The sequence below is a fragment of the Lelliottia sp. 489 genome (assembly GCF_050435885.1).
GTDB classification, from domain to species: domain Bacteria; phylum Pseudomonadota; class Gammaproteobacteria; order Enterobacterales; family Enterobacteriaceae; genus Enterobacter; species Enterobacter nimipressuralis.
Genome location: NZ_JBNDLC010000001.1, coordinates 816,673 through 841,402 on the forward strand (window position 1 = coordinate 816,673; position 24,730 = coordinate 841,402).

28 protein-coding genes are annotated in these 24,730 nt (G+C 55.1%); 14 read left to right on the forward strand and 14 right to left on the reverse strand.

Going from position 1 to position 24,730, the window contains the following annotated elements; genetic code table 11:
* On the reverse strand, positions 1-1,407 hold the full coding sequence (locus tag ABIE11_RS04120) for a YchO/YchP family invasin (protein WP_371972632.1): 1,407 nt from the start codon (positions 1,405-1,407) through the stop codon (positions 1-3).
* 326 nt (positions 1,408-1,733) lie between these two features.
* Between ABIE11_RS04120 and ABIE11_RS04125 the strand changes: the two genes are divergently transcribed.
* From ABIE11_RS04125 to ABIE11_RS04135, 3 genes are all read left to right on the forward strand, one after another.
* Entirely contained in the window at positions 1,734-2,087 is a 354-nt protein-coding gene (locus ABIE11_RS04125) for a DsrE/DsrF/TusD sulfur relay family protein (RefSeq protein ID WP_100779921.1), read from the forward strand.
* 107 nt (positions 2,088-2,194) lie between these two features.
* On the forward strand, positions 2,195-3,979 hold the full coding sequence (locus ABIE11_RS04130; RefSeq protein ID WP_429184025.1) for a methyl-accepting chemotaxis protein: 1,785 nt from the start codon (positions 2,195-2,197) through the stop codon (positions 3,977-3,979).
* A gap of 214 nt (positions 3,980-4,193) precedes the next feature.
* Entirely contained in the window at positions 4,194-4,436 is a 243-nt protein-coding gene (locus ABIE11_RS04135; RefSeq protein ID WP_100779919.1) for a DUF1883 domain-containing protein, read from the forward strand.
* A gap of 31 nt (positions 4,437-4,467) precedes the next feature.
* On the opposite strand, the gene ABIE11_RS04140 is transcribed toward ABIE11_RS04135, so the two are convergent.
* Together ABIE11_RS04140 and chaB are read right to left on the reverse strand one after the other, a co-directional pair.
* Positions 4,468-5,163, reverse strand: coding sequence for a gamma-glutamylcyclotransferase (locus tag ABIE11_RS04140; RefSeq protein ID WP_231275757.1), 696 nt, complete (start codon positions 5,161-5,163; stop codon positions 4,468-4,470).
* 178 nt (positions 5,164-5,341) lie between these two features.
* A complete protein-coding gene (chaB, locus tag ABIE11_RS04145; protein ID WP_100779917.1) occupies positions 5,342-5,572 on the reverse strand; it encodes a putative cation transport regulator ChaB in 231 nt (76 codons plus the stop codon).
* Between the two features lie 270 nt (positions 5,573-5,842).
* Here chaB and chaA point away from each other — a divergent pair, with 270 nt between their 5' ends.
* Positions 5,843-6,943, forward strand: coding sequence for a sodium-potassium/proton antiporter ChaA (gene chaA / locus ABIE11_RS04150; RefSeq protein ID WP_100779916.1), 1,101 nt, complete (start codon positions 5,843-5,845; stop codon positions 6,941-6,943).
* Between the two features lie 72 nt (positions 6,944-7,015).
* Here the strand turns inward: chaA and kdsA are convergent, their stop codons facing one another.
* Genes kdsA through hemA form a run of 6 tightly spaced genes read right to left on the reverse strand, consistent with a single transcriptional unit; the run spans position 7,016 to position 12,319 of the window.
* Positions 7,016-7,870 carry a 3-deoxy-8-phosphooctulonate synthase gene (gene kdsA, locus ABIE11_RS04155; protein ID WP_100779915.1) on the reverse strand — a complete coding sequence of 285 codons (855 nt, stop codon included), beginning with the start codon at positions 7,868-7,870 and terminating at the stop codon, positions 7,016-7,018.
* Between the two features lie 36 nt (positions 7,871-7,906).
* Positions 7,907-8,716, reverse strand: a complete 810-nt coding sequence (gene sirB1, locus ABIE11_RS04160; protein WP_100779914.1) for an invasion regulator SirB1 — start codon at positions 8,714-8,716, stop codon at positions 7,907-7,909.
* Between the two features lie 2 nt (positions 8,717-8,718).
* Positions 8,719-9,111 (reverse strand): invasion regulator SirB2, encoded by a 393-nt coding sequence (gene sirB2 / locus ABIE11_RS04165; RefSeq protein ID WP_429184026.1) that lies wholly within the window; start codon positions 9,109-9,111, stop codon positions 8,719-8,721.
* A complete protein-coding gene (gene prmC / locus ABIE11_RS04170) occupies positions 9,108-9,938 on the reverse strand; it encodes a peptide chain release factor N(5)-glutamine methyltransferase (RefSeq protein ID WP_429184027.1) in 831 nt (276 codons plus the stop codon). Before prmC ends, sirB2 begins: the two co-directional genes overlap by 4 nt.
* Positions 9,938-11,020 (reverse strand): peptide chain release factor 1, encoded by a 1,083-nt coding sequence (prfA, locus tag ABIE11_RS04175; RefSeq protein WP_100779911.1) that lies wholly within the window; start codon positions 11,018-11,020, stop codon positions 9,938-9,940. The genes prmC and prfA overlap by 1 nt, the downstream gene beginning before the upstream one ends.
* Positions 11,021-11,062: 42 nt before the next feature.
* Positions 11,063-12,319, reverse strand: coding sequence for a glutamyl-tRNA reductase (gene hemA, locus ABIE11_RS04180; protein WP_107703423.1), 1,257 nt, complete (start codon positions 12,317-12,319; stop codon positions 11,063-11,065).
* Positions 12,320-12,529: 210 nt separating this feature from the next.
* On the opposite strand from hemA, the gene lolB reads away from it, so the two are divergent.
* From lolB to dauA, 4 genes are all read left to right on the forward strand, one after another.
* Entirely contained in the window at positions 12,530-13,141 is a 612-nt protein-coding gene (gene lolB, locus ABIE11_RS04185; protein ID WP_100779909.1) for a lipoprotein insertase outer membrane protein LolB, read from the forward strand.
* On the forward strand, positions 13,138-14,007 hold the full coding sequence (gene ispE / locus ABIE11_RS04190; protein ID WP_194513850.1) for a 4-(cytidine 5'-diphospho)-2-C-methyl-D-erythritol kinase: 870 nt from the start codon (positions 13,138-13,140) through the stop codon (positions 14,005-14,007). Before lolB ends, ispE begins: the two co-directional genes overlap by 4 nt.
* A gap of 126 nt (positions 14,008-14,133) precedes the next feature.
* Positions 14,134-15,081: a ribose-phosphate diphosphokinase gene (gene prs, locus ABIE11_RS04195; RefSeq protein ID WP_003856663.1), complete on the forward strand. Its 948-nt coding sequence runs from the start codon at positions 14,134-14,136 to the stop codon at positions 15,079-15,081.
* Positions 15,082-15,204: 123 nt separating this feature from the next.
* Complete coding sequence (gene dauA, locus ABIE11_RS04200) at positions 15,205-16,884, forward strand: C4-dicarboxylic acid transporter DauA (protein WP_429184028.1); 1,680 nt, start codon at positions 15,205-15,207, stop codon at positions 16,882-16,884.
* Positions 16,885-16,966: 82 nt separating this feature from the next.
* Here dauA and ychH read toward each other — a convergent pair whose 3' ends face one another.
* A complete protein-coding gene (gene ychH / locus ABIE11_RS04205) occupies positions 16,967-17,242 on the reverse strand; it encodes a stress-induced protein YchH (protein ID WP_100779906.1) in 276 nt (91 codons plus the stop codon).
* Between the two features lie 272 nt (positions 17,243-17,514).
* Here ychH and pth point away from each other — a divergent pair, with 272 nt between their 5' ends.
* From pth to ABIE11_RS04220, 3 genes are all read left to right on the forward strand, one after another.
* Complete coding sequence (gene pth, locus ABIE11_RS04210) at positions 17,515-18,099, forward strand: aminoacyl-tRNA hydrolase (protein ID WP_100779905.1); 585 nt, start codon at positions 17,515-17,517, stop codon at positions 18,097-18,099.
* A gap of 126 nt (positions 18,100-18,225) precedes the next feature.
* Positions 18,226-19,317 (forward strand): redox-regulated ATPase YchF, encoded by a 1,092-nt coding sequence (gene ychF, locus ABIE11_RS04215; protein WP_100779904.1) that lies wholly within the window; start codon positions 18,226-18,228, stop codon positions 19,315-19,317.
* A gap of 131 nt (positions 19,318-19,448) precedes the next feature.
* Complete coding sequence (locus ABIE11_RS04220; RefSeq protein ID WP_100779903.1) at positions 19,449-19,988, forward strand: DUF2058 domain-containing protein; 540 nt, start codon at positions 19,449-19,451, stop codon at positions 19,986-19,988.
* A gap of 12 nt (positions 19,989-20,000) precedes the next feature.
* On the opposite strand, the gene ABIE11_RS04225 is transcribed toward ABIE11_RS04220, so the two are convergent.
* Complete coding sequence (locus tag ABIE11_RS04225) at positions 20,001-20,696, reverse strand: RluA family pseudouridine synthase (RefSeq protein ID WP_429184029.1); 696 nt, start codon at positions 20,694-20,696, stop codon at positions 20,001-20,003.
* A 127-nt stretch (positions 20,697-20,823) separates the two neighbouring features.
* On the opposite strand from ABIE11_RS04225, the gene ABIE11_RS04230 reads away from it, so the two are divergent.
* Positions 20,824-21,174, forward strand: a complete 351-nt coding sequence (locus tag ABIE11_RS04230) for a DUF1304 domain-containing protein (protein ID WP_231275748.1) — start codon at positions 20,824-20,826, stop codon at positions 21,172-21,174.
* Between the two features lie 139 nt (positions 21,175-21,313).
* On the opposite strand, the gene ABIE11_RS04235 is transcribed toward ABIE11_RS04230, so the two are convergent.
* Positions 21,314-21,919: a LysE family translocator gene (locus tag ABIE11_RS04235; protein WP_429184030.1), complete on the reverse strand. Its 606-nt coding sequence runs from the start codon at positions 21,917-21,919 to the stop codon at positions 21,314-21,316.
* Between the two features lie 168 nt (positions 21,920-22,087).
* Positions 22,088-23,026, reverse strand: coding sequence for a LysR substrate-binding domain-containing protein (locus tag ABIE11_RS04240; protein WP_429184031.1), 939 nt, complete (start codon positions 23,024-23,026; stop codon positions 22,088-22,090).
* A gap of 99 nt (positions 23,027-23,125) precedes the next feature.
* Between ABIE11_RS04240 and ABIE11_RS04245 the strand changes: the two genes are divergently transcribed.
* Positions 23,126-23,560 (forward strand): DMT family transporter, encoded by a 435-nt coding sequence (locus ABIE11_RS04245; RefSeq protein WP_100779898.1) that lies wholly within the window; start codon positions 23,126-23,128, stop codon positions 23,558-23,560.
* 9 nt (positions 23,561-23,569) lie between these two features.
* Positions 23,570-24,061, forward strand: a complete 492-nt coding sequence (locus ABIE11_RS04250; protein ID WP_100779897.1) for a DMT family transporter — start codon at positions 23,570-23,572, stop codon at positions 24,059-24,061.
* A 73-nt stretch (positions 24,062-24,134) separates the two neighbouring features.
* Here the strand turns inward: ABIE11_RS04250 and ABIE11_RS04255 are convergent, their stop codons facing one another.
* Complete coding sequence (locus ABIE11_RS04255) at positions 24,135-24,641, reverse strand: phenolic acid decarboxylase (RefSeq protein WP_107703416.1); 507 nt, start codon at positions 24,639-24,641, stop codon at positions 24,135-24,137.
* Positions 24,642-24,730 lie beyond the last annotated feature (89 nt).

Genomic DNA, 24,730 nt, shown 5'->3' on the forward strand with positions numbered 1-24,730 from the left:
TTATTCGTCCGGCAGCAGTTTCCATCTCGGATCGTCATCCGGTACTGCCAGCAGCGGTGGCGACAGAGAGAGCGTGATCTCATTGGAAGAGACACGCTGCCCGTCTTCATCCTCGACCACTACCGACAGCCGCCAGCGGTTCGTCGCGCCTTCGCGGTCATCCCAGGCCGGAAGTATCACACTCCAGCCATCGCTGCTGCTCGCATTCGGTGGCGAAGTCAGACTTAACGCCTGTGTATCGCCCTGCCAGTGAAGACGCCGCACCCCATGGGTACTGCGGATTTGCAGTTTCAGATTCACGGTTTCACCCGGATGCAAATCCCACGGCGGCGTCGCCAGATAGACCGACAGCGTTTTGCGCTGGCGGAACTCCATCACCGGCAGGCTGGACCGATCCGGCGAATCGTAGCGACTTCCGCGCAGGGAGCGCGTAGCCGCCACTTCATCCGACGAAAGCTGTTTTTTCAGCGGAACGCCAAAACGATAGTTGAGTTTCATGCCAAGATTATTCTGGCTGACACCGCTCTCGCCCTGCTTGTGCGCCGCCGAAAACGTCAGAAGTGGCACAGGCGTGTAATCCAGCCCGAGGTTTACCGCCATCGGGTTATGATACCCGGTGCCGCTGCGAAACAGATCGACGTTATCACCGAAATATTGTTCGAAACTGACGCTGGTATTGAAATGATGAAAGTATGGCAGCCAGGCTTTGGCCGTCACGTCATAACCCCGCGCCATCCGCTGCTCTTGTACGTCGGAGCTGTCGCGCCAGCTGGCGAACGGCTGGTAGTAGTTTGCCGATAAGCGCAGGTTTTCGCCCCAGGCTTCGGCACCCAGCCCGGCGCGCTGTAAATTCTCATCCAGCAAATTATCGTAAAAGGTGTTGTAGCCCAGCAGCCATTTCCCCGCGACCCAGCGCTGGCCGATGCCCGCATTACTCACCAGCCCGTCGGTTTGCTGCGTCAGCCCGAGCTGGCTCCAGCTCAGATAGCGGTTGTTGTCCTGCCAGGGAATAAACCACCTGCCGCTGCTGCCGGTAAATTTGCCGTCGTCATCCACTAGCAAATCGACGCTGGCATTACCCCAGGGCGACAGCCAGGACTCGATCTGCTGATTCACTTCCCCGCTGACCACGTCGCGCACCTGACCAAATGCAAACTGGCGCGCCTGCTCCCCCGTGGTCAGGCCATTGTCGGTCATGCTTGCTTCACCGAAGGCTTTCGCCATCTCCGCCAGATGTTTTTCACTCTCACCGGAGGGTTGAGCCAACCCGAGATCAGGCAGACCATCACCGTTGTTATCAAAGGGGTTTTTTGCCTGATCTTCAAATGAACGGGAGGCAGCCGAAACGGCTCCGGCCGGAATAAGGAGGAGTAACAGCAGCGCGCGAATGTGTGGTGAAGCCATCATGAATGTCGTAACTGTGATCCAGATCGCAAGTTAATACAGTGCTAACCTTAACGCGTTCCGGACATTTTTGCAGCCTTAAGGGCAATTTCAGGAATATCCCGAGAGGCTGGCTTTACACTCCACCGCGTACCGTTTTTCCGGCGCGCACAGCCAGATGTTTAACCCACCGCGCTCGCGCGGTAGCATATGCGCAAGACCGCTGATGCTGTTCCCCCTTCGATGGCACCGGGTGGCCCGCCATTGAAATTCGTCATGCTTACTCTGCGGGGTCAATGTTATCCCGTGGACTAAGCCCTATCCGTGCCTTATTACACTGAGGAGTTACCATGCAGAAAATTGTGATCGTCGCCAACGGCGCGGCCTACGGCAGTGAATCCCTGTTCAACAGCCTGCGTCTCGCCATCGCCCTGCGCGATCAGGAGAGCGAACTGGAGCTGCGTCTGTTTCTGATGTCCGATGCCGTCACCGCCGGGCTGAAAGGGCAAAAACCGGCAGAGGGCTATAACATTCAGCAGATGCTGGAGATCCTCACCGCCCAGAATGTGCCCGTGAAACTGTGTAAGACCTGCACCGACGGGCGTGGGATCACCGCCCTGCCGCTGATTGACGGCGTTGAGATTGGCACCCTGGTGGAACTGGCGCAGTGGACCCTGTCCGCCGATAAAGTATTAACTTTTTAATAATAAACCCGTAAACATATTTTTTACTTATGGACGCGGTTGCACCATCAAGTTACCGGCTGGGTTGCCGATAGGCTACTTAAGTCAACTCAGCAGGTACACAGTGAATGTTAAGATCAATCCGTGCCCGTATCATCGCCGCGACAACAGGTTGTCTGGTTGTCGCCCTTCTTCTGAATACCATTATTAACTTCGAGGTCACGCGGCAGGACAACCAGCAGTCGCAGCGCGATATTCTGGCCAGCACCAGTGCCAGCCATAATCTCGCCATTGCCGACTGGGTTAACAGCAAGCTGACGGTGATCGCCTCCGCGCAATCCGTGGCACTGAGCGACGATCCGGTCCCAGTGTTTAAGCAACTGGCTCAGGCCGGTGGCTTCACCAACGTCTACGTCGGCTATGCCAGCAAAACGGCAAAATTCTCTGACCCCGCAGGCGTCCCGGCGGATTACGATCCAACCGTACGCCCGTGGTATCAGCAGGTCGTCAGCGCCGATGCGCCTGTCGTTACTGCGCCCTACGTGGATGCAGGAACCGGTAAACTGGTGGTGACCTTTGCCGTGCCGGTGAAAGAAAACGGCGAGCTGAAAGCGGTAGTCGCCGGGGATGTGGCGATGGACAGCGTGGTGGCTAACGTGCGCGGTATTCACCCGACGCCTGCCAGCAGCGGCCTGCTGATTGACAGCGACGGTACGGTGATTGCCGCCAGCGATCCGGCCCTGACACTTAAACCCTTCAATGAAGCCATCAACGGCGTCGATATCAACGCGCTGAAAAAAGGCACGGAACTCGACGGCACCCTGGGCGGCGCGGAGAAAACCTTTATCGCTACGCCGGTGGCGGGGACTCACTGGCTGTTAGTCGTCGCCCTCGACAGTAACGATGCCACCTCCGGGATGCGCTCTCTGCTGAAAGCCTCAGCGCTGTCACTGGTGATTCTGGTGCTGCTGAGCGGTGCGATTGTTCACTTCATTATTACCCGCCTGCTCAAGCGCCTGTCGAATATCCGCGACGCGATGCACGCCATCGCCAACGGAACAAACGATCTGTCTCAGCGCCTGCCGGATAACGGCCAGGACGAAGTGGCGGAAATCGCCCAGGCCTTTAACGCCTTCAGCGATAAGCTGTCGACAGTAATGGTGCAGCTGCGCGACGCCAGCTCCTCGGTCAAAAACGCTGCGCGCGAAATCGCGGCGGGCAACCAGGATCTCTCGGGACGTACCGAGCAGGCGGCCTCCAGCCTGCGTGAAACCGCCAGCGCCGTGGAGCAGATTACCGCCTCCGTCACTCAGTCCACCGAATCTGCGGCAGAAGCCAACGATCAGGCGAGCAAAGCGTCGGCTGCGGCCTCACGCGGCGGCGAAGTGGTGTCTCAGGCCATCACGACCATGCAGTCTATCGAAGTGGCGTCGGCCAAAATCGGTGATATCACCAGCGTCATTGACGGGATCGCATTCCAGACCAACATCCTGGCGCTGAACGCCGCCGTAGAAGCGGCCCGTGCGGGCGAACAGGGGCGCGGATTTGCGGTGGTGGCCGGAGAAGTACGCAGCCTGGCAAGCCGTAGCGCGCAGGCGGCTAAAGAGATCAAAACGCTGATCGACTCAACCGCCCACAGCGTAGCGACCGGCTCCCGCTACGTGCATCTGGCCGGGGAGAGCATGGACGAGATCCGCTCCACCATCGGCAGCGTATCGGGGATTATGCGTGAAATCACCATCGCCACCAGCGAGCAGATGAAAGGCATTCATGAGATCAACCACGCCGTGACCCATCTCGACAGAATGGTGCAGCAGAACGCTGAACTGGTGGTGGAATCCGCCGCCGCCGCGAGTGCCCTGCAAAGCCAGGCGGGCGACCTTGCTGAAACGGCGGGACATTTCCGCATATAATTTTCTTCCGGCGCGTATTGGCCTGGTCAAATACGCGCCAGCTGAACCCTTTCAGGCATTTTGTCATTTTTGTTTAAACGTTATGCCATTTTTTGATCAAAATCAGCATCCCCTCCCTTCCCCTTTGGTGTTATGCAATGAGTGAATTGTGAACAATATCACGCTCAGGATTAACCGCAGGGAGAGCGTTGTTTCCGGACTATGGGGTAAAGAGATGGCATTGGTAAAAACAAGTTTGAAGCTGTTTGGCGGGGATACGGTGGTGGTGCGCTGCTCAGAGCGCTGTCATATTCATTTGATGAGCGCTAAAGCGCAGAAGTCGTCGCAGGCGGATATTTTAAGCGTGCAGAATAAAGACAATGCGTGGTTAACGGTGCCCTATACCGGCACCTGGGATGTACTGATCGACAGTCACAGTCAGTCGCTGGAGCACTCCGTCAGCTACGTCGCGGCATAACATTTACGCCCGGCAAGCCGGGCGTCTCTTTTCAGGCAAAACCCGGACGCAATGTTGCTTCGCGGGGATCCCCCTCAATTAATGCTTTCACTTTAGCGACCAGCTCGTTCAGGCAGTCATCCTGCATTCCTAAGCGCGTCAATTCCTGATCGAGGGAGAACAGGTACTGGGCGTTGGTACCCAGCGGCCCACTGGCGGCGGCGATAAGCGGCGCGATCACCTGCGTTCGGGTGTCGGATTCGTACAACGGATGGCGCGGGTCCATGATAAACACCAGCGCGTTGACGGTGCGACCGTCGTCGAGTTCAAGCTTGCACCAGCTCGGCATGTAGCAACCGGTGATCATTTCGCGCTTCCACAGCAGCGCCAGCTCCTCTTCGAGGGTGTCGTCCGGCAGACGATAGGCCACACCGGTGGTGCGCCCGCCCTCTTTTAGTGCAAGCATTCGGCCAGGCTGACAGGCGCTACCACGTCCGGCCGTCAGGCGCAGACAAAATGCGCGATGCCATCCAGGGAGCGTGCCCGTTGCGGATTCCACATACTCCAGCGCAGGATTCCACATTAGCGAACCATAACCAAATATCCATACCGGGCCTTCATCCGGGCGACAGGCAATCGTCGCTGCGAGCGACGCTGCACGTTGTTCAGCCGACCAGAGAAGCGATTCCTCAATAGCACCAAATGCCGTCTTACAATCTGCCTTCATTAAGAAATCACGCGTTAACACTTTCCACCTCCGCCACTGCATGCTTCCTTGCGACATCTTGTTGCGCCTTCCCGGCATTTCGTTATCTGCTCATTTTGACAGCAGTCAATAAACGATAAGCAATTCACAGGCCAGTTGCAATACAACGAAAGTTCAACAGCCGGAAAAGTCAAAACAGAGGCGGCTAATCATAAGGCGACTATTTCTTTTTATGCCATTTATCATCTTCTCCTTTTTCATAATCATGTTTTACCGCCGCCCACGCGACACGATGGGCAGTCTCTTCGCGGCTCGCATCGTCGCGACGGTCCTCTTTATCCTTATATTGATCCCAGGCGCTGTTAAACGCCTCTTTATAAATATCCTGTGCGTGGGCAGGCAGGACATGCTGAACGCTGTCGGGCAGGTCGCTTTTCGATTTGTAGGGCATGATTCACCTCTTTTTGGTCAAAAAGATAAGTGTGGTCGATGGCTGTTTCCCCTGCCAGTCAAAATGACAATTATGTGAAATTAATTAACTTAATACACTGTTATTTAGACTGTATTTAGATTAAAAACGTTTTTACGGGCAGTTTGAGAAAAATCGCTGCTGTGACGTAAAATTAAGTAAAACATCACTGGTAATTAACGGTTTTCTGTTAGTTTAATGGCCTGCAATTTCATTCTATAATTACAAACACCTGCATTGACGGAGTATCACATGACAACAACGCATGAGGCGGTTAAGACCCGCCACAAGGAGACGTCGCTTATTTTCCCGCTTGTGGCACTGGCTGTGCTGCTCTTCTGGGGAAGTAGTCAGTCACTGCCAGTGGTCGTTGGAATTAACATTCTTGCTCTTATTGGTATTTTATCCAGCGCATTTAGCGTCGTACGCCACGCCGATGTTCTGGCTCACCGCCTGGGTGAACCCTACGGCTCTCTGATTTTAAGTCTTTCCGTCGTTATTCTCGAAGTCAGCCTGATTTCCGCACTGATGGCGACGGGCGACGCCGCCCCGACGCTGATGCGCGATACGCTGTATTCGATCATTATGATTGTTACCGGTGGTCTGGTGGGCTTCTCGCTGTTATTGGGCGGGGGGAAATTTGCCACCCAATATATGAATCTGTTTGGCATTAAACAGTATTTGATCGCCCTCTTCCCGCTGGCGGTTATCGTGCTGGTCTTCCCGATGGCGCTGCCGGGTGCGAATTTCACCACCGGCCAGGCACTGCTGGTAGCCCTGATTTCCGCCGCGATGTACGGCGTGTTCCTGCTGATTCAGACCAAAACGCACCAGAGCCTGTTCGTGTATGAGCACGAAGACGACGGCGACGACGATGACCCGCATCACGGTAAGCCATCAGCGCACAGCAGCCTGTGGCACACGGTTTGGCTGATCGTACATCTGATTGCGGTTATCGCCGTCACCAAGATGAACGCCAACCCGCTGGAAACCCTACTGACAGAGCTGAACGCGCCTGTGGCCTTTACCGGCTTCCTGGTAGCGCTGCTGATTCTCTCGCCGGAAGGTTTAGGTGCCCTGAAAGCGGTGCTGAATAACCAGGTCCAGCGCGCCATGAACCTGTTCTTCGGCTCGGTGCTGGCGACGATTTCACTTACCGTACCGGTGGTGACGTTGATTGCCTTTATGACCGGCAATGACCTGCATTTTGCGCTGGGTGCACCAGAGATGATTGTTATGGTAGCGTCGCTGCTGCTGTGCCAGATCTCGTTCTCAACCGGACGCACTAACGTACTGAATGGCGCTGCGCATCTGGCGCTGTTTATCGCCTATCTGATGACGATATTTGCCTGACGTTCTGCGCCATTGCCGCGCCGCCAGACATAAAAAAACCCGCCGCGGCGGGTTTTTTTATTTGCTCAGAGATTAGTTGCTGGTATCCAGCTCATCGAAGCTCTTCACCAGATCGTCAATCGCTTTGATCTGTTTCAGGAACGGCTCCAGTTTATCCAGCGGCAGCGCGGATGGGCCGTCGCATTTCGCGTTGGCTGGATCCGGGTGCGCTTCGATAAACAGACCGGCCAGACCGGTCGCCATACCGGCACGCGCCAGCTCGGTGACCTGACCACGACGGCCGCTGGAGGCAGCACCAAACGGGTCACGGCACTGCAGCGCGTGAGTCACGTCGAAAATCACCGGGGAGTTGTTAGAGACTTTCTTCATCACACTGAAGCCCAGCATGTCGACCACCAGGTTGTCGTAACCGAAGTTTGCGCCACGGTCACACAGGATGACCTGGTCGTTGCCGCCTTCGATGAATTTATCAACGATGTTACCCATCTGGCCTGGGCTTACGAACTGGGGTTTTTTCACGTTGATGACTGCGCCGGTTTTCGCCATCGCTTCAACCAGATCGGTCTGACGCGCGAGGAACGCCGGAAGCTGAATCACATCCACCACGTCGGCAACCGGCTGCGCCTGAGACGCTTCGTGCACGTCGGTGATCACTTTCACGCCAAACGTCTGTTTCAGCTCCTGGAAAATCTTCATCCCCTCTTCCAGGCCCGGGCCACGGTAAGAGTTGATAGAGGAGCGGTTGGCTTTGTCAAAAGAGGCCTTAAACACATACGGAATGCCCAGTTTCTGGGTCACAGTCACGTAGTGCTCGCAGATACGCATGGCAAGATCGCGGGATTCCAGAACGTTCATGCCACCAAACAGCACGAACGGCAGGTCGTTTGCCACGTTGATATCACCAATGCTAACCACTTTTTGTTTCATAGGATCGCCTTATTCAGGTGTGAATCGGAATTAAGATTAATGCAGTGTAATTTGTTTATGCGCGATCGAGTTGATCTGCGCGCGAATCATTTCGCTTATCGGATCTTCCGGGCACTGCTCAACGAAGTAATTTAAATCGTTGAGGGCAACGTGCTCACATTCCAGCTGCGCGTAGATAAGGCCACGGTCGCGGATCTCGTACGGGTCTTCCGGATTGAACTGCAGCAGCACTTCGCTCGCGCGCAGGGCCAGCTCCATCTGCCGCTCTTCCATCAGCGCGGCTTTCAGCGTATCCAGCAGTTTACGTACCACTTCGGCGTTATCCGCCTCATCGAGATCTTCGTTAAACAGCTCTGCCACCGGGCTAATATTGCCCTTCAGCCAGACATCCAGCGTGTGCTCGTCCAGCGTGTCGCCATTGAACGGATTGATCAGCCACATTTCGCCATCCAGCCACTCCGCGCGCAGAATCATCTGCGTCGGGAAAATGACCGGCACCAGCGGAATATCCAGCCGGTTAGCGACCCACAGCAAAACAGCCCCCAGAGCAACGGCGCTGCCCTGACGGTTTTTCAGTACCTGATCCAGCCACAGCGCATCGGAGAGGCGATACACGCCGCGCGTGTCGCAAAAGCCCCATTCGCCGTAAAACAGCTCGATCAGTTTTTCCAGCTGCCAGTCCTGAGGACGCGCTTCGCTGATCTCTTCACGTGCCAGGCTTGCCAGATTTTCCAGCTCATCGTAGACCCACTGCGAGGTGAAATCGTCACGGATCATCTCAGAGATCAGGACCATTCCATCACAAAGCGGTACTTTATTAAATTCGAAATCGGCTAAGGACCTCATACTTACCCCAGTAACGGTATTCTTGTGGTGGCGAGTTTAATGATGATGTACAGCACCACCAGCCCCAGCAGGAAGGCGATAAAACCGGCCTGCTGGCTGCGCGGACGACGACGTCCAAGCGCGATAAAACCCAAAACGATGTAGATGATAACGCCAAACAGCTTTTCAGTCAGCCATGCGCCTTTATCAGTAAATGGCAGATAGCCCGTCAGCCACATCAGACCGGCGCCGGAAAGCAGCAAAACCGTGTCGATGCAGTGCGGCGCAACGCGCACCCAGCGGGCGTCGATGAGCGGATGGTTGCTGTAACGCCACCAGTAGCGCACCACGAAAAAGCTGACGGTCAGCACCACGGCGGCAATATGCACAGCGATCAACACGCTGAAGGCGCTCATGGCTTTTTCCCCAGCGTCAGGCGTTCGTTGCCGCCGTAGTCACGACAGGTTTCGACGCTCGCGTATCCCGCCGCACTAAACAGCGAACGGACCGCTGCCCCCTGCGTCCAGCCGTGTTCAAGCAGCAGCCAGCCGCCGGGCACAAGGTGCTCGCGGGCGGTCGTGATGATGTGTTCGATATCGGCCAGCCCGTCGTTCGCTGCAACCAGCGCCGTGAGCGGCTCAAAGCGCACATCTCCCTGCGACAAATGCGGGTCGTGCTCGTCGATGTAGGGCGGATTGCTGACGATCATCTCAAAGGCGTGCTGCGCCAGGGCGGAAAACCAGCTGCTTTGATTGATCTGAACATTACTGAAACCCAGACGCGCAAGATTGCGCTGCGCCAGGGCTACCGCGTCAGGCATTACGTCGACCGCGGTAACCTGACAATCCGGGCACTCGCTCGCCAGCGCCAGCGCAATCGCGCCGGTGCCCGTGCCTAAATCCAGTATGCGACACGGACCTTCAGGCAGACGGGCCAGCGCCTGCTCGACCAGACACTCGGTGTCCGGGCGCGGGATCAGCGTGGCGGCTGAAACATACAGCGGCAGCGACCAGAACTCCCGTTCACCGGTCAGATGCGCCACCGGCTCACCGGTTTTACGCCGGGCGAGCAGTGCCGCGAGCTGCGCTTCCTGTTCAGGCGTCAGCAGCGTCTCACCGAATGCCAGGAGATAAGTGCGCGCTTTTCCGGTGACATATTCCAGCAAGATTTCGGCGTCGCGACGCGGGCTTTCACTGCTGGAAAGCTCGCTCGCGGCGGCACGTAACCAGCCCTGAAAATCCATTAGTCCTGCTCAGCCAGCGCGGCCAGCTGATCGGCCTGATACTCCTGCACGATCGGCTCGATCAGGGAGTCGAGTTTGCCTTCCATCGTCTCATCCAGACGGTAAATCGTCAGGTTGATGCGGTGGTCGGTCACGCGGCCCTGCGGGAAGTTGTAGGTGCGGTTACGATCGCTGCGATCGCCACTGCCCAGCAGGTTACGGCGCGTAGACGCTTCGGCCTGCTGGCGTTTCGCCATTTCGGCGGCGCGAATACGTGAGCCGAGCACCGCCAGGGCTTTGGCTTTGTTTTTGTGCTGGGAGCGTTCGTCCTGACACTCCACCACGATGCCGGTCGGCAAGTGGGTAATACGGATCGCGGAATCAGTGGTGTTAACGTGCTGACCACCCGCGCCTGACGAGCGGAAGGTATCAATACGCAGATCGGCTGGATTGATATCCGGCAGTTCAGCTTCTGGCAGCTCCGGCATCACCGCAACGGTACAGGCAGAGGTGTGAATTCGCCCCTGAGATTCCGTCGCCGGGACGCGCTGCACGCGGTGCCCGCCGGACTCAAACTTCAGACGGCCATACACGCCGTCGCCGCTGATCTTGGCGATCACTTCTTTATAGCCACCATGCTCGCCTTCGTTGGCGCTCATGATTTCTACGCGCCAGCGGCGGGATTCCGCGTAGCGGCTGTACATGCGGAACAGATCGCCGGCAAACAGCGCGGCTTCGTCGCCACCCGTTCCGGCGCGAACTTCGACAAACGCGTTGCGCTCATCGTCCGGATCTTTCGGCAGCAGAAGAACCTGGAGCTGCTGCTCCATCTCTTCGGCGCGCGCTTTGGCGTCCTGCAACTCTTCCTGCGCCATTTCGCGCATTTCAGGGTCGTCGAGCATCATCTGCGCGGTTTCAATATCTTCCTGAACCTGCTGCCATTCAGTAAAGCAGCGCGCAACATCACTGAGCTGCGCATATTCACGCGACAGGGCGCGAAAACGATCCTGGTCAGCAATAGTCGCGGCATCACCGAGCAGGGCCTGAACTTCTTCATGGCGCTCGTGCAAAGCTTCCAGTTTGGCGACGATAGAGGGCTTCATAGGCGTAAAATGCACCTTGTAATAGAAAATGGGTGTGTGGCGCTATTCCAGCCCGAGGCTGTTGCGCAGAATAGTCAGGCGTTCATCATCCCCGTCACGGGCTGCCTGTTGAAGTGATTTGGTTGGAGCATGGATCAACCGGTTGGTTAGCTTCCACGCCAGGTCCTGCATAATGACCTGCGGATCGCCGCCCTGCTCGAGGGCCGCCATCGCTTTGGCCGTCAGATCGTCACGAACCTGTTCCGCCTGACCACGGTATTCGCGAATCGTCTCGCTGGCGCTTTGCGCGCGCAGCCAGGCCATAAATTCGCTCGATTCCTGCTCGACAATCGTCTCTGCCTGCACCGCCGCCGCTTTACGCTGGGCGAGGTTATGGGAAATGATACTTTGCAGATCGTCAACGCTGTAGAGATAGGCGTTTGCCAGCTTACCGACTTCCGGCTCGACGTCACGCGGGACGGCGATATCCACCAGCAGCATTGGCTGATTGCGGCGCGATTTCAGCGCACGCTCCACCATCCCTTTACCGATAATAGGCAGCGGACTGGCGGTTGAACTGATAATGATGTCCGCATCTTTCAGGCGTTCATCGATGTCGCTGAGGGCAATCACCTCTGCGCCCACTTCATCTGCCAGTACCTGCGCGCGTTCGCGGGTCCGGTTGGCGATGATCATCTGCTTGACCTTGTGTTCACGCAGATGACGCGCCACCAGTTCAATGGTCTCCCCGGCGCCGACGAGCAGCACGGTGACCGTTGAGAGCGATTCAAAGATTTGACGCGCCAGCGTACAGGCTGCGAAGGCAACAGAAACCGCACTGGCACCAATGTCGGTTTCGGTTCGCACACGCTTCGCCACGGAGAAAGATTTCTGGAACATGCGTTCCAGCTCGCTGGCTTTGAGATGGCCTTTCTGGGAATCGGCAAAGGCTTTTTTGACCTGCCCGAGTATTTGCGGCTCGCCAAGCACCAGCGAATCGAGGCCGCTGGCAACGCGCATCAGATGGCTGACCGCATCATTATCATGATGCCAGTACAGGCTGTTGCGCAGCTCTTCTTCGTTCAGATTGTGGTAGTCGCATAACCAGCGAATAAGCGCTTCGTGGAGGTTGTCTTGTTCTTCCACGCTCAGATATAGCTCAGTACGGTTACACGTAGAGAGCACCACACCACCCTGCACCATCGGCTGGGCAAGCAGGCTATCCAGCGCCTGGTCGAGCGTATCCGGCGAAAACGTAACGCGTTCTCGCAGCGAAACCGGGGCTGTTTTGTGGTTGATACCGAGTGCTAAAAGGGTCATGTGAGCGGGAGTAGTACCAGCGTTAATAAGGTTAGCAGGTCGCATCATACAGGATGCGCGAGATCAATAAAAGAGAGTGCCCCCTTTCGGAGTAATAGCCGTTTCCGGCTAATTTCATGATTTAAGACAATATGAACGTAGACGCTGCCACCGCCCGGCGCTAGCATTAAGGGTTATAACTGCAACGCATCTCAAGGATTTGTCACGACTATGGCCCGATTCATTCGCTTGTTACCGCTGGCGGCGCTGGTTCTCACCGCCTGCTCGATTACTCCGCCCAAGGGCCCCGGCAAAAGTCCTGACTCACCGCAGTGGCGTCAGCACCAGCAAGAGGTGCGCAATTTAAGCCAGTATCAGACGCGCGGTGCGTTCGCTTATCTCTCCGATCAGCAAAAAGTCTACGCCCGCTTCTTCTGGCAGCAAACCGGGCAGGATCGCTATCGCCTGCTGCTGCTGAACCCGCTCGGCAGCACTGAACTGGAGCTGAATGCCCAGCCAGGCACCGCACAGATCACCGATAACAAAGGCCAGCACTACACCGCGACAGATGCCGAAGAGATGATCGGCAAACTGACCGGCATGCCGATTCCGCTCAATAGCCTGCGCCAGTGGATCCTCGGTCTGCCGGGCGAAGCCACCGATTATAAACTCGACGACCAGTATCGCCTGAGCGAACTCAACTACACCCAGAACGGGAAAACCTGGAAAGTGGTGTACGGCGGCTATGACAGCGCAAGTAAACCGGCATTGCCATCCAATATGGAACTGACGGAAGGCAGCCAGCGTATTAAGCTCAAAATGGATAACTGGATCGTTAAATGATGAGCCAATGGCCCTCTCCGGCGAAGCTGAACCTGTTTTTGTACATCACCGGGCAACGCGCTGACGGCTACCACATGCTGCAGACGCTGTTTCAGTTTGTCGATTATGGCGACACGATCTCCATCGAATTGCGCGACGACGGCCAGATTCACCTGCTGACCCCGGTTGAAGGCGTCGCTCATGAAGATAATCTGATCGTGCGTGCCGCGCGGCTGCTGATGAACGCGGCGGCCGGCTCGGGAAGGCTTCCGGCGGGAAGCGGTGCCGATATCCATATCGAGAAACGCCTGCCGATGGGCGGCGGTCTGGGAGGCGGCTCTTCCAATGCCGCGACGATACTGGTTGCCCTGAACCATCTCTGGGGCTGCGGATTAACGCCTGATGAACTGGCCGCGCTGGGGCTTTCGCTCGGCGCCGATGTGCCGGTGTTCGTTCGCGGTCACGCCGCGTTTGCCGAAGGGGTTGGCGAGATCCTCACGCCGGTCGATCCACCGGAGAAATGGTATCTAATTGCCCATCCTGGTGTGAGTATTCCGACCCCGGTTATTTTTAAGGATCCGGCGTTGCCACGGGACACTCCCGTCCGGTCAATAGAAACGTTACTAAAATGTGAATTCAGCAACGATTGCGAGGTTATCGCAAGAAAACGTTTTCGCGAGGTTGATGCGGTGCTTTCCTGGCTGTTAGAATACGCCCCGTCGCGCCTGACTGGCACAGGATCCTGTGTTTTTGCTGAATTTGACACCGAATTCGCCGCTCGTCAGGTGCTAGAGCAAGCCCCGGAATGGCTGCATGGTTTTGTGGCGCGTGGGATGAACACTTCCCCGCTACAGCAGGCCATTCTGGCGCAGACTGAGTTTCGGTGACAACGTCACCCTGTTCCAGACGTTGCATCGCGCTCTTTAAATACACCGCCTGGATAGCGTTCGCCTGGCCCGCACAGTTAGTGGCGAATGTTATCCACCATTGGACGCATGCCTGAGGTTCTTCTCGTGCCTGATATGAAGCTTTTTGCTGGTAACGCCACCCCGGAACTAGCACAACGTATTGCCAACCGCCTGTACACTTCCCTCGGCGACGCCGCTGTAGGTCGCTTTAGCGACGGCGAAGTCAGCGTACAAATTAACGAAAATGTACGCGGTGGTGATATTTTCATCATCCAGTCCACCTGTGCTCCAACTAACGACAACCTGATGGAATTGGTTGTTATGGTCGATGCCCTGCGCCGTGCTTCCGCAGGCCGTATCACGGCTGTTATTCCTTACTTCGGCTATGCCCGCCAGGACCGTCGTGTCCGTTCCGCGCGTGTACCGATTACCGCTAAAGTTGTTGCTGACTTCCTGTCGAGCGTCGGTGTTGACCGCGTTCTGACCGTTGACCTGCACGCAGAGCAGATCCAGGGCTTCTTCGACGTTCCGGTTGATAACGTATTCGGCAGCCCAATCCTGCTCGAAGACATGCTGCAGCTGAACCTGGATAACCCAATTGTGGTTTCTCCGGACATCGGCGGCGTGGTTCGTGCTCGTGCGATTGCCAAACTGCTGAACGATACCGACATGGCGATCATCGACAAACGCCGTCCGCGCGCTAACGTCTCTCAGGTGATGCACATCATCGGTGACGTCGCTGGCCGTGACTGTGTACTGGTTGATGACATGATCGACACCGGCGGCACGCTGTGCAAAGCCGCTGAAGCGCTGAAAGAACGTGGTGCTAAGCGTGTGTTTGCTTACGCAACTCACCCGATCTTCTCCGGCAATGCTGTCAACAATCTCCGCAACTCCGTCATCGACGAAGTGGTGGTGTGCGATACCATTCCATTAAGTGATGAGATCAAGGCGCTGCCAAACGTACGTACCCTGACCTTGTCAGGCATGCTGGCCGAAGCGATTCGTCGTATCAGCAACGAAGAATCCATCTCTGCGATGTTCGAACACTAATCGAACACGGCCCAAAAACCCGCTGCGGCGGGTTTTTTTGTCTTCATCACCTATTTGTATGATTAATACCTCCTTCACCTGCCATTCACATGACAGATGATGTGCTCACGGAAAAAGAGAATTGTGAAAAACGTAGCGTCCTCACATGTTCTGCCCTTTCGCGCCCTCATCGACGCCTGCTGGAAAGAAAAATACACTTCATCGCGTTTTCTGCGTGATGTCATCGCCGGGATCACCGTCGGGATTATTGCCATTCCACTGGCGATGGCACTGGCGATTGGCAGCGGCGTTGCCCCGCAGTACGGGCTGTACACCTCGGCAGTTGCCGGGATTGTCATCGCCCTGACGGGCGGGTCACGCTTTAGCGTCTCCGGCCCGACAGCGGCCTTTGTGGTGATCCTCTACCCGGTCTCCCAGCAGTTTGGTCTGGCCGGTTTGCTGGTCGCCACGCTGATGTCTGGCGTATTTTTGATTCTGTTCGGTCTGGCCCGTTTTGGTCGGTTGATCGAATACATCCCGCTCTCCGTGACGCTTGGTTTTACCTCCGGGATCGGCATCACCATCGGGACCATGCAAATCAAAGATTTTCTCGGTTTGCAGCTCGCACAGGTGCCTGAACACTATCTGCAAAAGGTCGGCGCCCTGTTTATGGCCCTGCCGACAGCGAATTTGGGCGATGCGGCTATCGGTATCGTTACGCTCGGCACGTTAATTCTCTGGCCACGGCTGGGCATCCGCCTGCCGGGGCATCTTCCCGCACTGCTGCTGGGCTGCGCAGTAATGGGCGTGGTGAACCTCCTTGGCGGACACGTCGCCACTATCGGCTCGCAGTTCCACTACATTCTGGCGGATGGCTCCCAGGGCAACGGCATTCCTCAGCTACTGCCTCAACTGGTGCTGCCGTGGAATTTACCTGGTTCGGATTTCACCCTGAGCTGGGACTCCCTACGCGCCCTGCTCCCGGCGGCGTTCTCCATGGCGATGCTCGGCGCAATTGAATCGCTGCTCTGCGCGGTGGTACTCGACGGTATGACCGGCACCAAGCACAAAGCCAACAGCGAGCTGGTCGGCCAGGGGTTGGGTAACCTTATCGCGCCGTTCTTTGGTGGCATTACCGCCACGGCAGCGATTGCCCGTTCCGCCGCCAACGTGCGCGCCGGGGCTACCTCGCCAGTGTCTGCGGTTATCCACTCTCTGCTGGTGATCCTCGCCTTGCTGGCGCTCGCCCCGCTGCTGTCGTGGCTCCCGCTCTCCGCGATGGCCGCCCTGCTGCTGATGGTAGCGTGGAACATGTCTGAGGCGCACAAAGTGGTGCATCTCCTGCGCCGCGCGCCGAAAGACGACATCATTGTAATGCTGATCTGTATGTCCCTGACGGTGCTGTTTGACATGGTGATCGCCATCAGCATCGGGATTGTGCTGGCCTCGCTGCTGTTTATGCGCCGCATTGCGCAGATGACGCGCCTGTCACCGGTGAATGTCGAGGTGCCAGAGGATGTGCTGGTGCTGCGCGTTATCGGCCCACTGTTCTTTGCAGCGGCGGAAGGTTTGTTCAGCGATCTGGAATCGCGTATTTCCGGTAAGCGGATTGTGGTGCTGAAATGGGATGCAGTCCCGGTGCTGGACGCAGGCGGTCTGGATGCATTCCAGCGCTTTGTGAAGCGTCTGCCGGAAGGCTGCGAGCTGCGGGTGAGTAATCTTGAGTTCCAGCCTCTGCGCACCATGGCGCGCGCGGGTGTGCAGCCGATTCCGGGGCGCCTCGCGTTCTACCCGAATCGCGAAGCGGCATTAGCGGACCTCTAAACATAAAAACGGCTCCATCAGGAGCCGTTTTTGTATTCATCTTCTGCAGGCTGGTTAGCGCTGCGGTTACCCGGCAGGTGTACTAACTAGGTTTATGCTGGTCCCGGCGGCAGCGTTTGTCGTAATGACGTACCCACCAGTATCGGTCGCTGACCTGCTCATGGCCACTCACGCGGGCCCCTGCCAGCCACAAAACAGCACCTAAAAAGATGCTTAGCACCGCGCCGTGCGCGAAGTATTGTGGGAGGTCAAGTTGCGGCAACTGGTTTAAAATAGAATAACCCACACCTGCTACCATCACGAACAGGCCCAACCCCATTAGCACGTTACCGAGTCGTGAAGCGTTTCTGCGTTTCATATGTCACCTCCGGAACTTTGGGTTGCAGGGAAATGTCCCTAATCCTTGTGTGTAAAGTATAGACAACGGGTCTTTTATGAGTTGCGTGAATGATCACAATAATGAGCACGCCCGAGACAAAAGTTTACAAATAAGCGCCTGAACAGCTTGAAATTCTAATGATTCAAACCCGTCATTATTCAAATTTCCCCTCTTCCTGCCGTAGAATTTTGTCAAGCGGCGCGCCAGACAGTAAACTACGCGGCAAATCTGGAACCTTTAGGAATTGAAACGTGACGATTAAACTGATTGTCGGCCTTGCCAACCCAGGCGCAGAGTATGCGGCCACCCGCCATAACGCCGGAGCCTGGTATGTCGATCTGCTGGCCGAGCGGTTACGTGCCCCCCTGCGTGAAGAGCCGAAATTTTATGGCTATACCTCGCGTATCAACCTCGCGGGTGCCGATGTGCGTCTGCTTGTTCCGACCACATTCATGAACCTGAGCGGTAAAGCCGTGGCGGCGATGGCGACGTTTTATCGCATCAATCCGGATGAAATTCTGGTCGCCCACGATGAGCTGGATTTACCGCCCGGGGTCGCTAAATTCAAACTCGGCGGCGGTCACGGCGGTCACAATGGCCTGAAAGACATCATCAGCAAACTTGGCAATAACCCGAACTTTCATCGTTTACGCGTGGGAATCGGCCATCCGGGCGATAAAAACAAAGTTGTCGGTTTTGTGCTGGGTAAACCACCCGCTTCAGAGCAGAAGCTCATTGACGATGCCGTAGACGAAGCGGCTCGCTGTACCGAGGTGTGGCTCAAAGAAGGTTTGACCAAAGCGACAAATCGTTTACACGCCTTTAAAGCGCAGTAGTCGGCGCGAGACGCCATTTTTACCGCGCGTGACGGCGGTTACGTGTATAATAGGCAAAGTTATTTACTTTTCTTCAATCGGTTAATGCTAACGGGTTGAATATCAAGACATTAAGGTGATTTAAAGATGGGATTTAAATGCGGTATCGTTGGTCTGCCAAACGTGGGCAAATCCACCCTTTTTAACGCGCTCACCAAAGCGGGTATCGAAGCAGCAAACTTCCCGTTCTGTACGATTGAGCCAAACACCGGCGTCGTGCCGATGCCTGACCCACGTCTGGATCAGCTCGCTGAAATCGTTAAACCACAGCGCATTCTTCCAACCACCATGGAATTCGTCGACATCGCGGGCCTGGTAAAAGGCGCCTCCAAGGGTGAAGGCCTGGGTAACCAATTCCTGACTAACATCCGTGAAACCGAAGCCATCGGCCACGTAGTGCGTTGTTTTGAAAACGACAACATCATCCACGTGAATAACAAAGTCGATCCGGCTGACGATATTGACGTTATCAACACTGAGCTGGCCCTGTCCGATCTGGACACCTGCGAACGCGCAATCCACCGCGTGCAGAAGCGAGCCAAAGGCGGCGATAAAGACGCGAAAGCCGAACTGGCAGCTCTCGAAAAATGTCTGCCACAGCTGGAAAACGCGGGCATGCTGCGCGCGCTGGATCTGACAGAAGAAGATAAAGCGGCGATCAAATACCTGAGCTTCCTGACTCTGAAGCCAACCATGTACATCGCGAACGTCAACGAAGACGGTTTTGAGAACAACCCGTATCTCGACAAAGTGCGTGAAATCGCCGCTGGCGAAGGCTCCGTCGTCGTTGCTGTGTGTGCTGCCGTTGAGTCTGACATCGCCGAGCTGGACGATGCCGACCGCGAAGAGTTCATGGCTGAGTTGGGCCTGGAAGAGCCGGGCCTGAACCGTGTTATCCGCGCGGGCTATGAGCTGCTGAACCTGCAAACCTACTTCACCGCTGGCGTGAAAGAAGTACGCGCATGGACCATCCCTGTCGGTGCCACCGCTCCGCAGGCGGCCGGTAAAATCCACACCGACTTCGAAAAAGGCTTTATCCGCGCACAGACCATCGCGTTTGAAGACTTCATCACCTACAAAGGTGAACAAGGCGCGAAAGAAGCCGGCAAGATGCGTGCAGAAGGTAAAGACTACATCGTCAAAGATGGCGACGTAATGAACTTCTTGTTTAACGTCTAAATAAAATTTGTTGTCTGACGAGATATCAGCAACAACAACTCTTATCAAATCCACGCTCCGGCGTGGATTTTTTATTTGTATAAAATTACAGGTATAATCCCGGCAAATTTCCAACAGGTTCAGATACGAAGATGACAAAACTTACCTTACAAGAGCAGATGCTCAAAGCAGGCCTGGTCACCAGCAAAAAAATGGCCAAAGTGCAGAGAACGGCGAAGAAATCCCGCGTGCAGGCTCGCGAGGCGCGTGAAGCGGTGGAAGAGAACAAAAAAGCCCAGCTCGAACGTGATAAGCAGCTAAGTGAACAGCAAAAACAGGCGACGCTGGCAAAAGAGTTTAAAGCGCAGGTGAAACAACTGATTGAGATGAACCGCATTGTGGTGTCACGCGGGAACATCGATTTCAACTTCACCGATAACAACCTCATCAAAAAGATCGTTGTCGATAAAACGACGCAGACGCAGCTGATTAGTGGCCGTCTCGCCATCGCCCGCCTGGTGGTGGATGGGGCAAGTGAAAGTCAGTACGCGATTATTCCGGCAAGCGTCGCGGATAAAATCGCCCAGCGTGATGCAGACAGTATCGTACTGAACAGCGCCCTGAGTCAGGAAGAGCAGGACGAAGACGATCCGTACGCCGATTTCAAAGTGCCTGATGATTTGATGTGGTAATGACGTTTACGGTCAGAACGGGCTGGCATTACGCGCCGTGATGCGCTCTTCGCTCACGGGGTGCACAAAGTGCAGCTCGCTGGCGTGCAGCATCAGACGCGGCGTGCGCTCGGTACCTGGCAGCGTGAGCCCACCATACAGATCGCAGCCTAAAATTGGGTGCCCCAGCTGCTGGCAGTGAATACGCAGCTGATGGGTGCGCCCGGTTTCCGGAGTCAGCTCGACCCGCGTCAACGGCAGTAACGCCCCTTCCCTTTCCTGATAAATACGTTCAATCACCCGATAGCGAGAGCGCGCAGGTTTGCCCGTGATAGCGCAAATCGACATCAGCGGGAACAGCGCCGGATCTTTGGCAATCGCTGCATCTATCACCCCTTCGTTATCGTCCAGATGCCCGCACAGCAGCGCAGTGTAAATCTTGGTCACACGACGCTCGCTAAACTGCTGGCACAGCGCCGCATTGATAGCCTTATTGCGGGCCACCACCATCAGCCCGGACGTGCCGAAATCCAGGCGGTGCACCAGGGTGCAGCCAGGGAAAATCTTCACCAACCGATAATGCACCGAGTCGAGATTCTGCAGATTTTTCCCCGAAAGGCTCAACAGCCCCGCCGGTTTGTTGATCAGCACCAGATGCGCGTCCTGATAGAGAATTTCAATCTCGTCGAGACACGGCGGGGCAATAAAGGTATCGATAATCGTAGACATCAGGCTGCACGGATAAAGAGTGGGAGCGGATGATAACGAATTTTCACCCTGGTGGCGAATCACCCTGCCGCCCCCGCTGGAATTATCTATACTCCCTTTCATCTGCCCTCACCCTGTAAGGCCGCCCGTGTTTGCTACTCTTCTTGTCGCTGTCGTTGCCGTCATCCATCTCTATATTCTGGTGCTCGAAATGTTTTTGTGGAACACCAAAACCGGACAGAAGGCTTTTAATTTGAGCGCCGACTTTGCGCGCGAAACCCGCGTTCTCGCTGCGAATCAGGGGCTGTACAACGGCTTTCTGGCGGCGGGATTGCTGTGGGGCTTATGGCTCGGCGAACGCGGTGTTTCGGTGATATTCTTCTTTCTGATCTGCGTGCTGGTTGCAGGTATTTTTGGAGCGGTAACCGCCAGTCGGAAGATACTTTATGTGCAGGCGCTTCCAGCGCTTGCCGCGATCGTGGCGCTAATAGTCCGTTGAGATCATCCGTTACCGTTTTATTTCCTCATCCGTAAAAGTAAAACGTTTCATCTCACACCGCCCGCCTGATATCTCTCCCCAGCATCATGCGTAGCTGACGGCCTGAATCATAACGGCAACGTTGTGCCAAATGCGGGCATTATCCCTTTATCAGGCTATGCAGAGAAAAAGCAATGAGCAACATCCCGCCGGCAATGTTGACGTATTTTTTGAGCATTAACGGGTTCGTTTTTTTAACTGAAAATATCAGAGTCTGACTAACTGAAAAAAGCCAAACGCTCATCACCACGACATGTACTGATGCCAGCGTCAGGTAATTGCTAACGCCTCCCTTGATCCCGGCGAACTGTGAAACGACCGTCACATAAAAAAGGATGGCTTTTGGGTTCAAAACATTCGTAAGCCACGCCTCTTTTAACGTCACCGCATGCTTTGAATCCCTAAACCCGCCTGTATTGACCGTTATCCCACTGCGGATAAGCATCGCGCCTAACCAGAGCAGATAGGTTGTTCCGGCAACTTTGAGCATAGCAAACGCTGCCGGGGACGAGATGAGAACAGCAGTTACACCCAGCCCTATTAAAACCGCATGGGTGTATATGCCCAACGCTGTTCCGGCGAGCGTTCTGATCAGGCCTTTGTGACCACCAGCCAGAGCACTGTTCATAACGAGAGTGAAACTTGCGCCGGGGGACAGTGCTACAGGCAGTAGTGCTGGCATAAAGCCGAAAATGTTCACATCCATAGATTTTGGATAGTAATGGACACTCTCACAGATTGCCAGTTGAGCCGCTGCGTAACCCTCTGCACTGCCACCGTAATTAACAACCGTAAGATTCTGTTCAAGGTCACCGATTCACTTTCTAAGCCTGGAAAAAACTGACGCCGGATGTGCTCCATTGCCAGCCTGAACTTACCCCTCAGACTGCCAGTAAAGCGGTGAACCAAACACCTCAAGATAGTAATCGATAACCGCCCTGACGTTCAGCGGCGGATGACGGGTGTGGGGGTAAATAGCCGCAATGTTCTGTGGCTCCGTTTTAATAGAGGTATCCATATCGGTCAGTAGCGCGATCAGCTCACCGCTTTTCAGTCTTTCAGCAATCAGCCAGTCCGGAAAAAGCACAATGCCCATCCCGCCCAGAGCCGCAATAAGCAAAGTCTCTGCGTTATTGGATGACATCAGTGGCGACACAGGATAGTGCACCCACTCCTCACCTGGCCTGCGAACCAGCCAGCGGTTTGGCCCGGAAGAGCCGCTGTAGACAAGGCATTTGTGGCGTCCGAGATCCTCCGGGCATTCAGGCATACCGTATTTATCCAGATACGCAGGCGACGCGGCCAGGTGATAAAACTGCTGCCCGAAAACGCGCGCATGAAAGGAGGAGTCAGCCAGAACGCCAATCCGGAAAATGACGTCGGCGGCATCCCTGTGTGGATCGATGTAATCATCGGTCAGCGTCAGCTCAATGGTCAGACGGGGGTAACGCGCCGTCAGATCCGGTAGTCCTGGGGCCACATGCCGCTGTCCGAAAAATACCGGGGCATTAATGCGAATTAAACCTGAAGGCTCCAGCGCACGTTCATCCAGTTCACGACGCGCATCCTCAAGATTACCGGCCATGGCGCGCGCGTGCCGGATAAAAAGGTGGCCACTTTCAGTCGGGATGACTGCGCGCGTGTTGCGATAAAAAAGCTGCTGACCGAGCGCATCTTCAAGATGATGGATAACTCGTGAAACCTGCGAAGCCGAAATTCCTTCGCGGCGCGCGACCACGGAAAAATTTTGTGTTTCATACACGTCAATAAAGATTAAAAGAGAACGGATACTGATATTGCCTGCGCCATGCATTGATGCAAATCCTGCAAAGGTGTTTCCTGAATTATGGCATTTTTCACATCTCAGGCCAGGTGTAATCTTCTGCGCTTAGACAACCGAAGAGAGTTTGCTATGCAACTGGTACTGATTTTAATTGTTATCGCGGGCGGAATGGGACTGTCCGTAGAGGCTGGGCTGCTGGGGCCGCTGGGAGGGGAAGTTGGCGATTTATGGGCGACATTCAGCGTATTCGGCGTAGGTGCGGCCCTGACGTTTTTGCTGATGCTGTTTTTCAGTCCACGCAATAGCCCATCCTTTTTCGCGCAGCCCTCCTGGAACTTACTGGGCGGGGTGCTCGGCCCTGTTTACGTCATTATTCTGACCATCGCTACACCGGCAATCGGTATCGCTATGACGATGATAGGCATTCTGGCAGGACAGGTATCCAAAAGCCTGATCATTGACCACTATGGTCTGCTGGGCACGCCACATCGGAAAATTGACAATAAACGCATTATCGCGCTGATTTTTATCGTACTGGCGCTGGTTCTTGTTGCTCGGGGTTAAGAAAAAATGATGACTTTTATGATGATTGTGTTGGCGGTTATTGGTGGTGCAATGCTCAGCATTCAGGCTGCGATAAATGGCCAACTGGGTAGCAAAGTGGGTGTATTCAAAAGCGCATTTCTGACCTTCTCCGTCGGCGCGCTTATTACTGCCCTGCTGATTTTCTTCTTTGAGCCTAAACATGCTACCAGCCTATTGGATGTACCGAAGTGGCAGTTGTTAGGTGCGATGTTTGGTGTGCCTTACATCGTCATTATGGTCTTTGCCGTTCAACGTATCGGCACAGCCGTTGCAACGGTTGCGGTGATTTTCGGTCAGCTGACAATGAGCATGCTGATTGATAACTTTGGCTGGCTTGGCAACGGGGCGATCCCCTTCTCGATGAATCGTCTGGGTGCCATCCTCTGTCTGGGTATCGCGCTGTTCTTCATCTACTCCAGCAACAGAAGCAAAGCTGCACCGGCTAAAGAAACGCGTCATCAGGCAACCGTTAACGAATAAACGTCCCGGATGAGTAGCAAAAAAAAGAAACCGTCGTCGTGACCGGTTTCTTTTAAATTTAGCAGGGTGTTATTTAACGCAGATTATCTGGAAAATTGTCCGGCAATTCACTCGCCGCGCAGGCAATCACATCGTCATTATTGGCACCGCAGTCACGAATAAAGGTGATGGTGGCAAATTCATCAATAACCTCCGTCGGATAAGCCGGACCGGTATCGCGGTACTGATTCATCAGCGGAATATGGTCATTCTGGAAACACACGGTTTTTTCGGGGTTATTCATCACCCAACGTGGGAAGAAAATAGTGCCATGGAACAGTTTATCCCCCAGGTTGACAATTAAGCTCACATCCGTGCCGGTTGGCTCCGTCCAGGAGATTTTGTAAATACTCTCACCCACGCGGACGATATAAGCCTGCTGATCTTTGACCCAACGATTCCCCACCAGGCCGCTGTGAATACGGTAGTCCAGGGTTTGTTCATTTTTGACATAAATTTCGTAGTTCCAGCCGTTGTCGTAGGTGTACACCAGATGTTTACCGACAAAACCGCTTAAATCATGTTTATCAAAGTTGCTCATTTCAGGTCTCCTCTGTTCGATAAAACAAGTCTAATGCTTTAATATTTTGATGAATAGCGCTATTTTATGATGATATTAATCCAATAAAT

Bases quoted from the DNA above. Each gene is read 5' to 3' on its own strand.
- ABIE11_RS04250 (WP_100779897.1), top strand. From the start codon at position 23,570: ATGACTTTTATGATGATTGTGTTGGCGGTTATTGGTGGTGCAATGCTC.
- ABIE11_RS04125 (WP_100779921.1), top strand. From the start codon at position 1,734: ATGCAGAAAATTGTGATCGTCGCCAACGGCGCGGCCTACGGCAGTGAA.
- ABIE11_RS04240 (WP_429184031.1), bottom strand. From the start codon at position 23,026: ATGCATGGCGCAGGCAATATCAGTATCCGTTCTCTTTTAATCTTTATT.
- ABIE11_RS04220 (WP_100779903.1), top strand. From the start codon at position 19,449: ATGACAAAACTTACCTTACAAGAGCAGATGCTCAAAGCAGGCCTGGTC.
- prmC (WP_429184027.1), bottom strand. From the start codon at position 9,938: ATGGATTTTCAGGGCTGGTTACGTGCCGCCGCGAGCGAGCTTTCCAGC.
- chaB (WP_100779917.1), bottom strand. From the start codon at position 5,572: ATGCCCTACAAATCGAAAAGCGACCTGCCCGACAGCGTTCAGCATGTC.
- ABIE11_RS04135 (WP_100779919.1), top strand. From the start codon at position 4,194: ATGGCATTGGTAAAAACAAGTTTGAAGCTGTTTGGCGGGGATACGGTG.
- hemA (WP_107703423.1), bottom strand. From the start codon at position 12,319: ATGACCCTTTTAGCACTCGGTATCAACCACAAAACAGCCCCGGTTTCG.
- prfA (WP_100779911.1), bottom strand. From the start codon at position 11,020: ATGAAGCCCTCTATCGTCGCCAAACTGGAAGCTTTGCACGAGCGCCAT.
- sirB2 (WP_429184026.1), bottom strand. From the start codon at position 9,111: ATGAGCGCCTTCAGCGTGTTGATCGCTGTGCATATTGCCGCCGTGGTG.
- ychH (WP_100779906.1), bottom strand. From the start codon at position 17,242: ATGAAACGCAGAAACGCTTCACGACTCGGTAACGTGCTAATGGGGTTG.
- chaA (WP_100779916.1), top strand. From the start codon at position 5,843: ATGACAACAACGCATGAGGCGGTTAAGACCCGCCACAAGGAGACGTCG.
- kdsA (WP_100779915.1), bottom strand. From the start codon at position 7,870: ATGAAACAAAAAGTGGTTAGCATTGGTGATATCAACGTGGCAAACGAC.
- lolB (WP_100779909.1), top strand. From the start codon at position 12,530: ATGGCCCGATTCATTCGCTTGTTACCGCTGGCGGCGCTGGTTCTCACC.
- ychF (WP_100779904.1), top strand. From the start codon at position 18,226: ATGGGATTTAAATGCGGTATCGTTGGTCTGCCAAACGTGGGCAAATCC.
- ABIE11_RS04130 (WP_429184025.1), top strand. From the start codon at position 2,195: ATGTTAAGATCAATCCGTGCCCGTATCATCGCCGCGACAACAGGTTGT.
- ABIE11_RS04235 (WP_429184030.1), bottom strand. From the start codon at position 21,919: ATGGATGTGAACATTTTCGGCTTTATGCCAGCACTACTGCCTGTAGCA.
- ABIE11_RS04255 (WP_107703416.1), bottom strand. From the start codon at position 24,641: ATGAGCAACTTTGATAAACATGATTTAAGCGGTTTTGTCGGTAAACAT.
- sirB1 (WP_100779914.1), bottom strand. From the start codon at position 8,716: ATGAGGTCCTTAGCCGATTTCGAATTTAATAAAGTACCGCTTTGTGAT.
- ABIE11_RS04245 (WP_100779898.1), top strand. From the start codon at position 23,126: ATGCAACTGGTACTGATTTTAATTGTTATCGCGGGCGGAATGGGACTG.
- ABIE11_RS04120 (WP_371972632.1), bottom strand. From the start codon at position 1,407: ATGATGGCTTCACCACACATTCGCGCGCTGCTGTTACTCCTCCTTATT.
- ispE (WP_194513850.1), top strand. From the start codon at position 13,138: ATGATGAGCCAATGGCCCTCTCCGGCGAAGCTGAACCTGTTTTTGTAC.
- ABIE11_RS04225 (WP_429184029.1), bottom strand. From the start codon at position 20,696: ATGTCTACGATTATCGATACCTTTATTGCCCCGCCGTGTCTCGACGAG.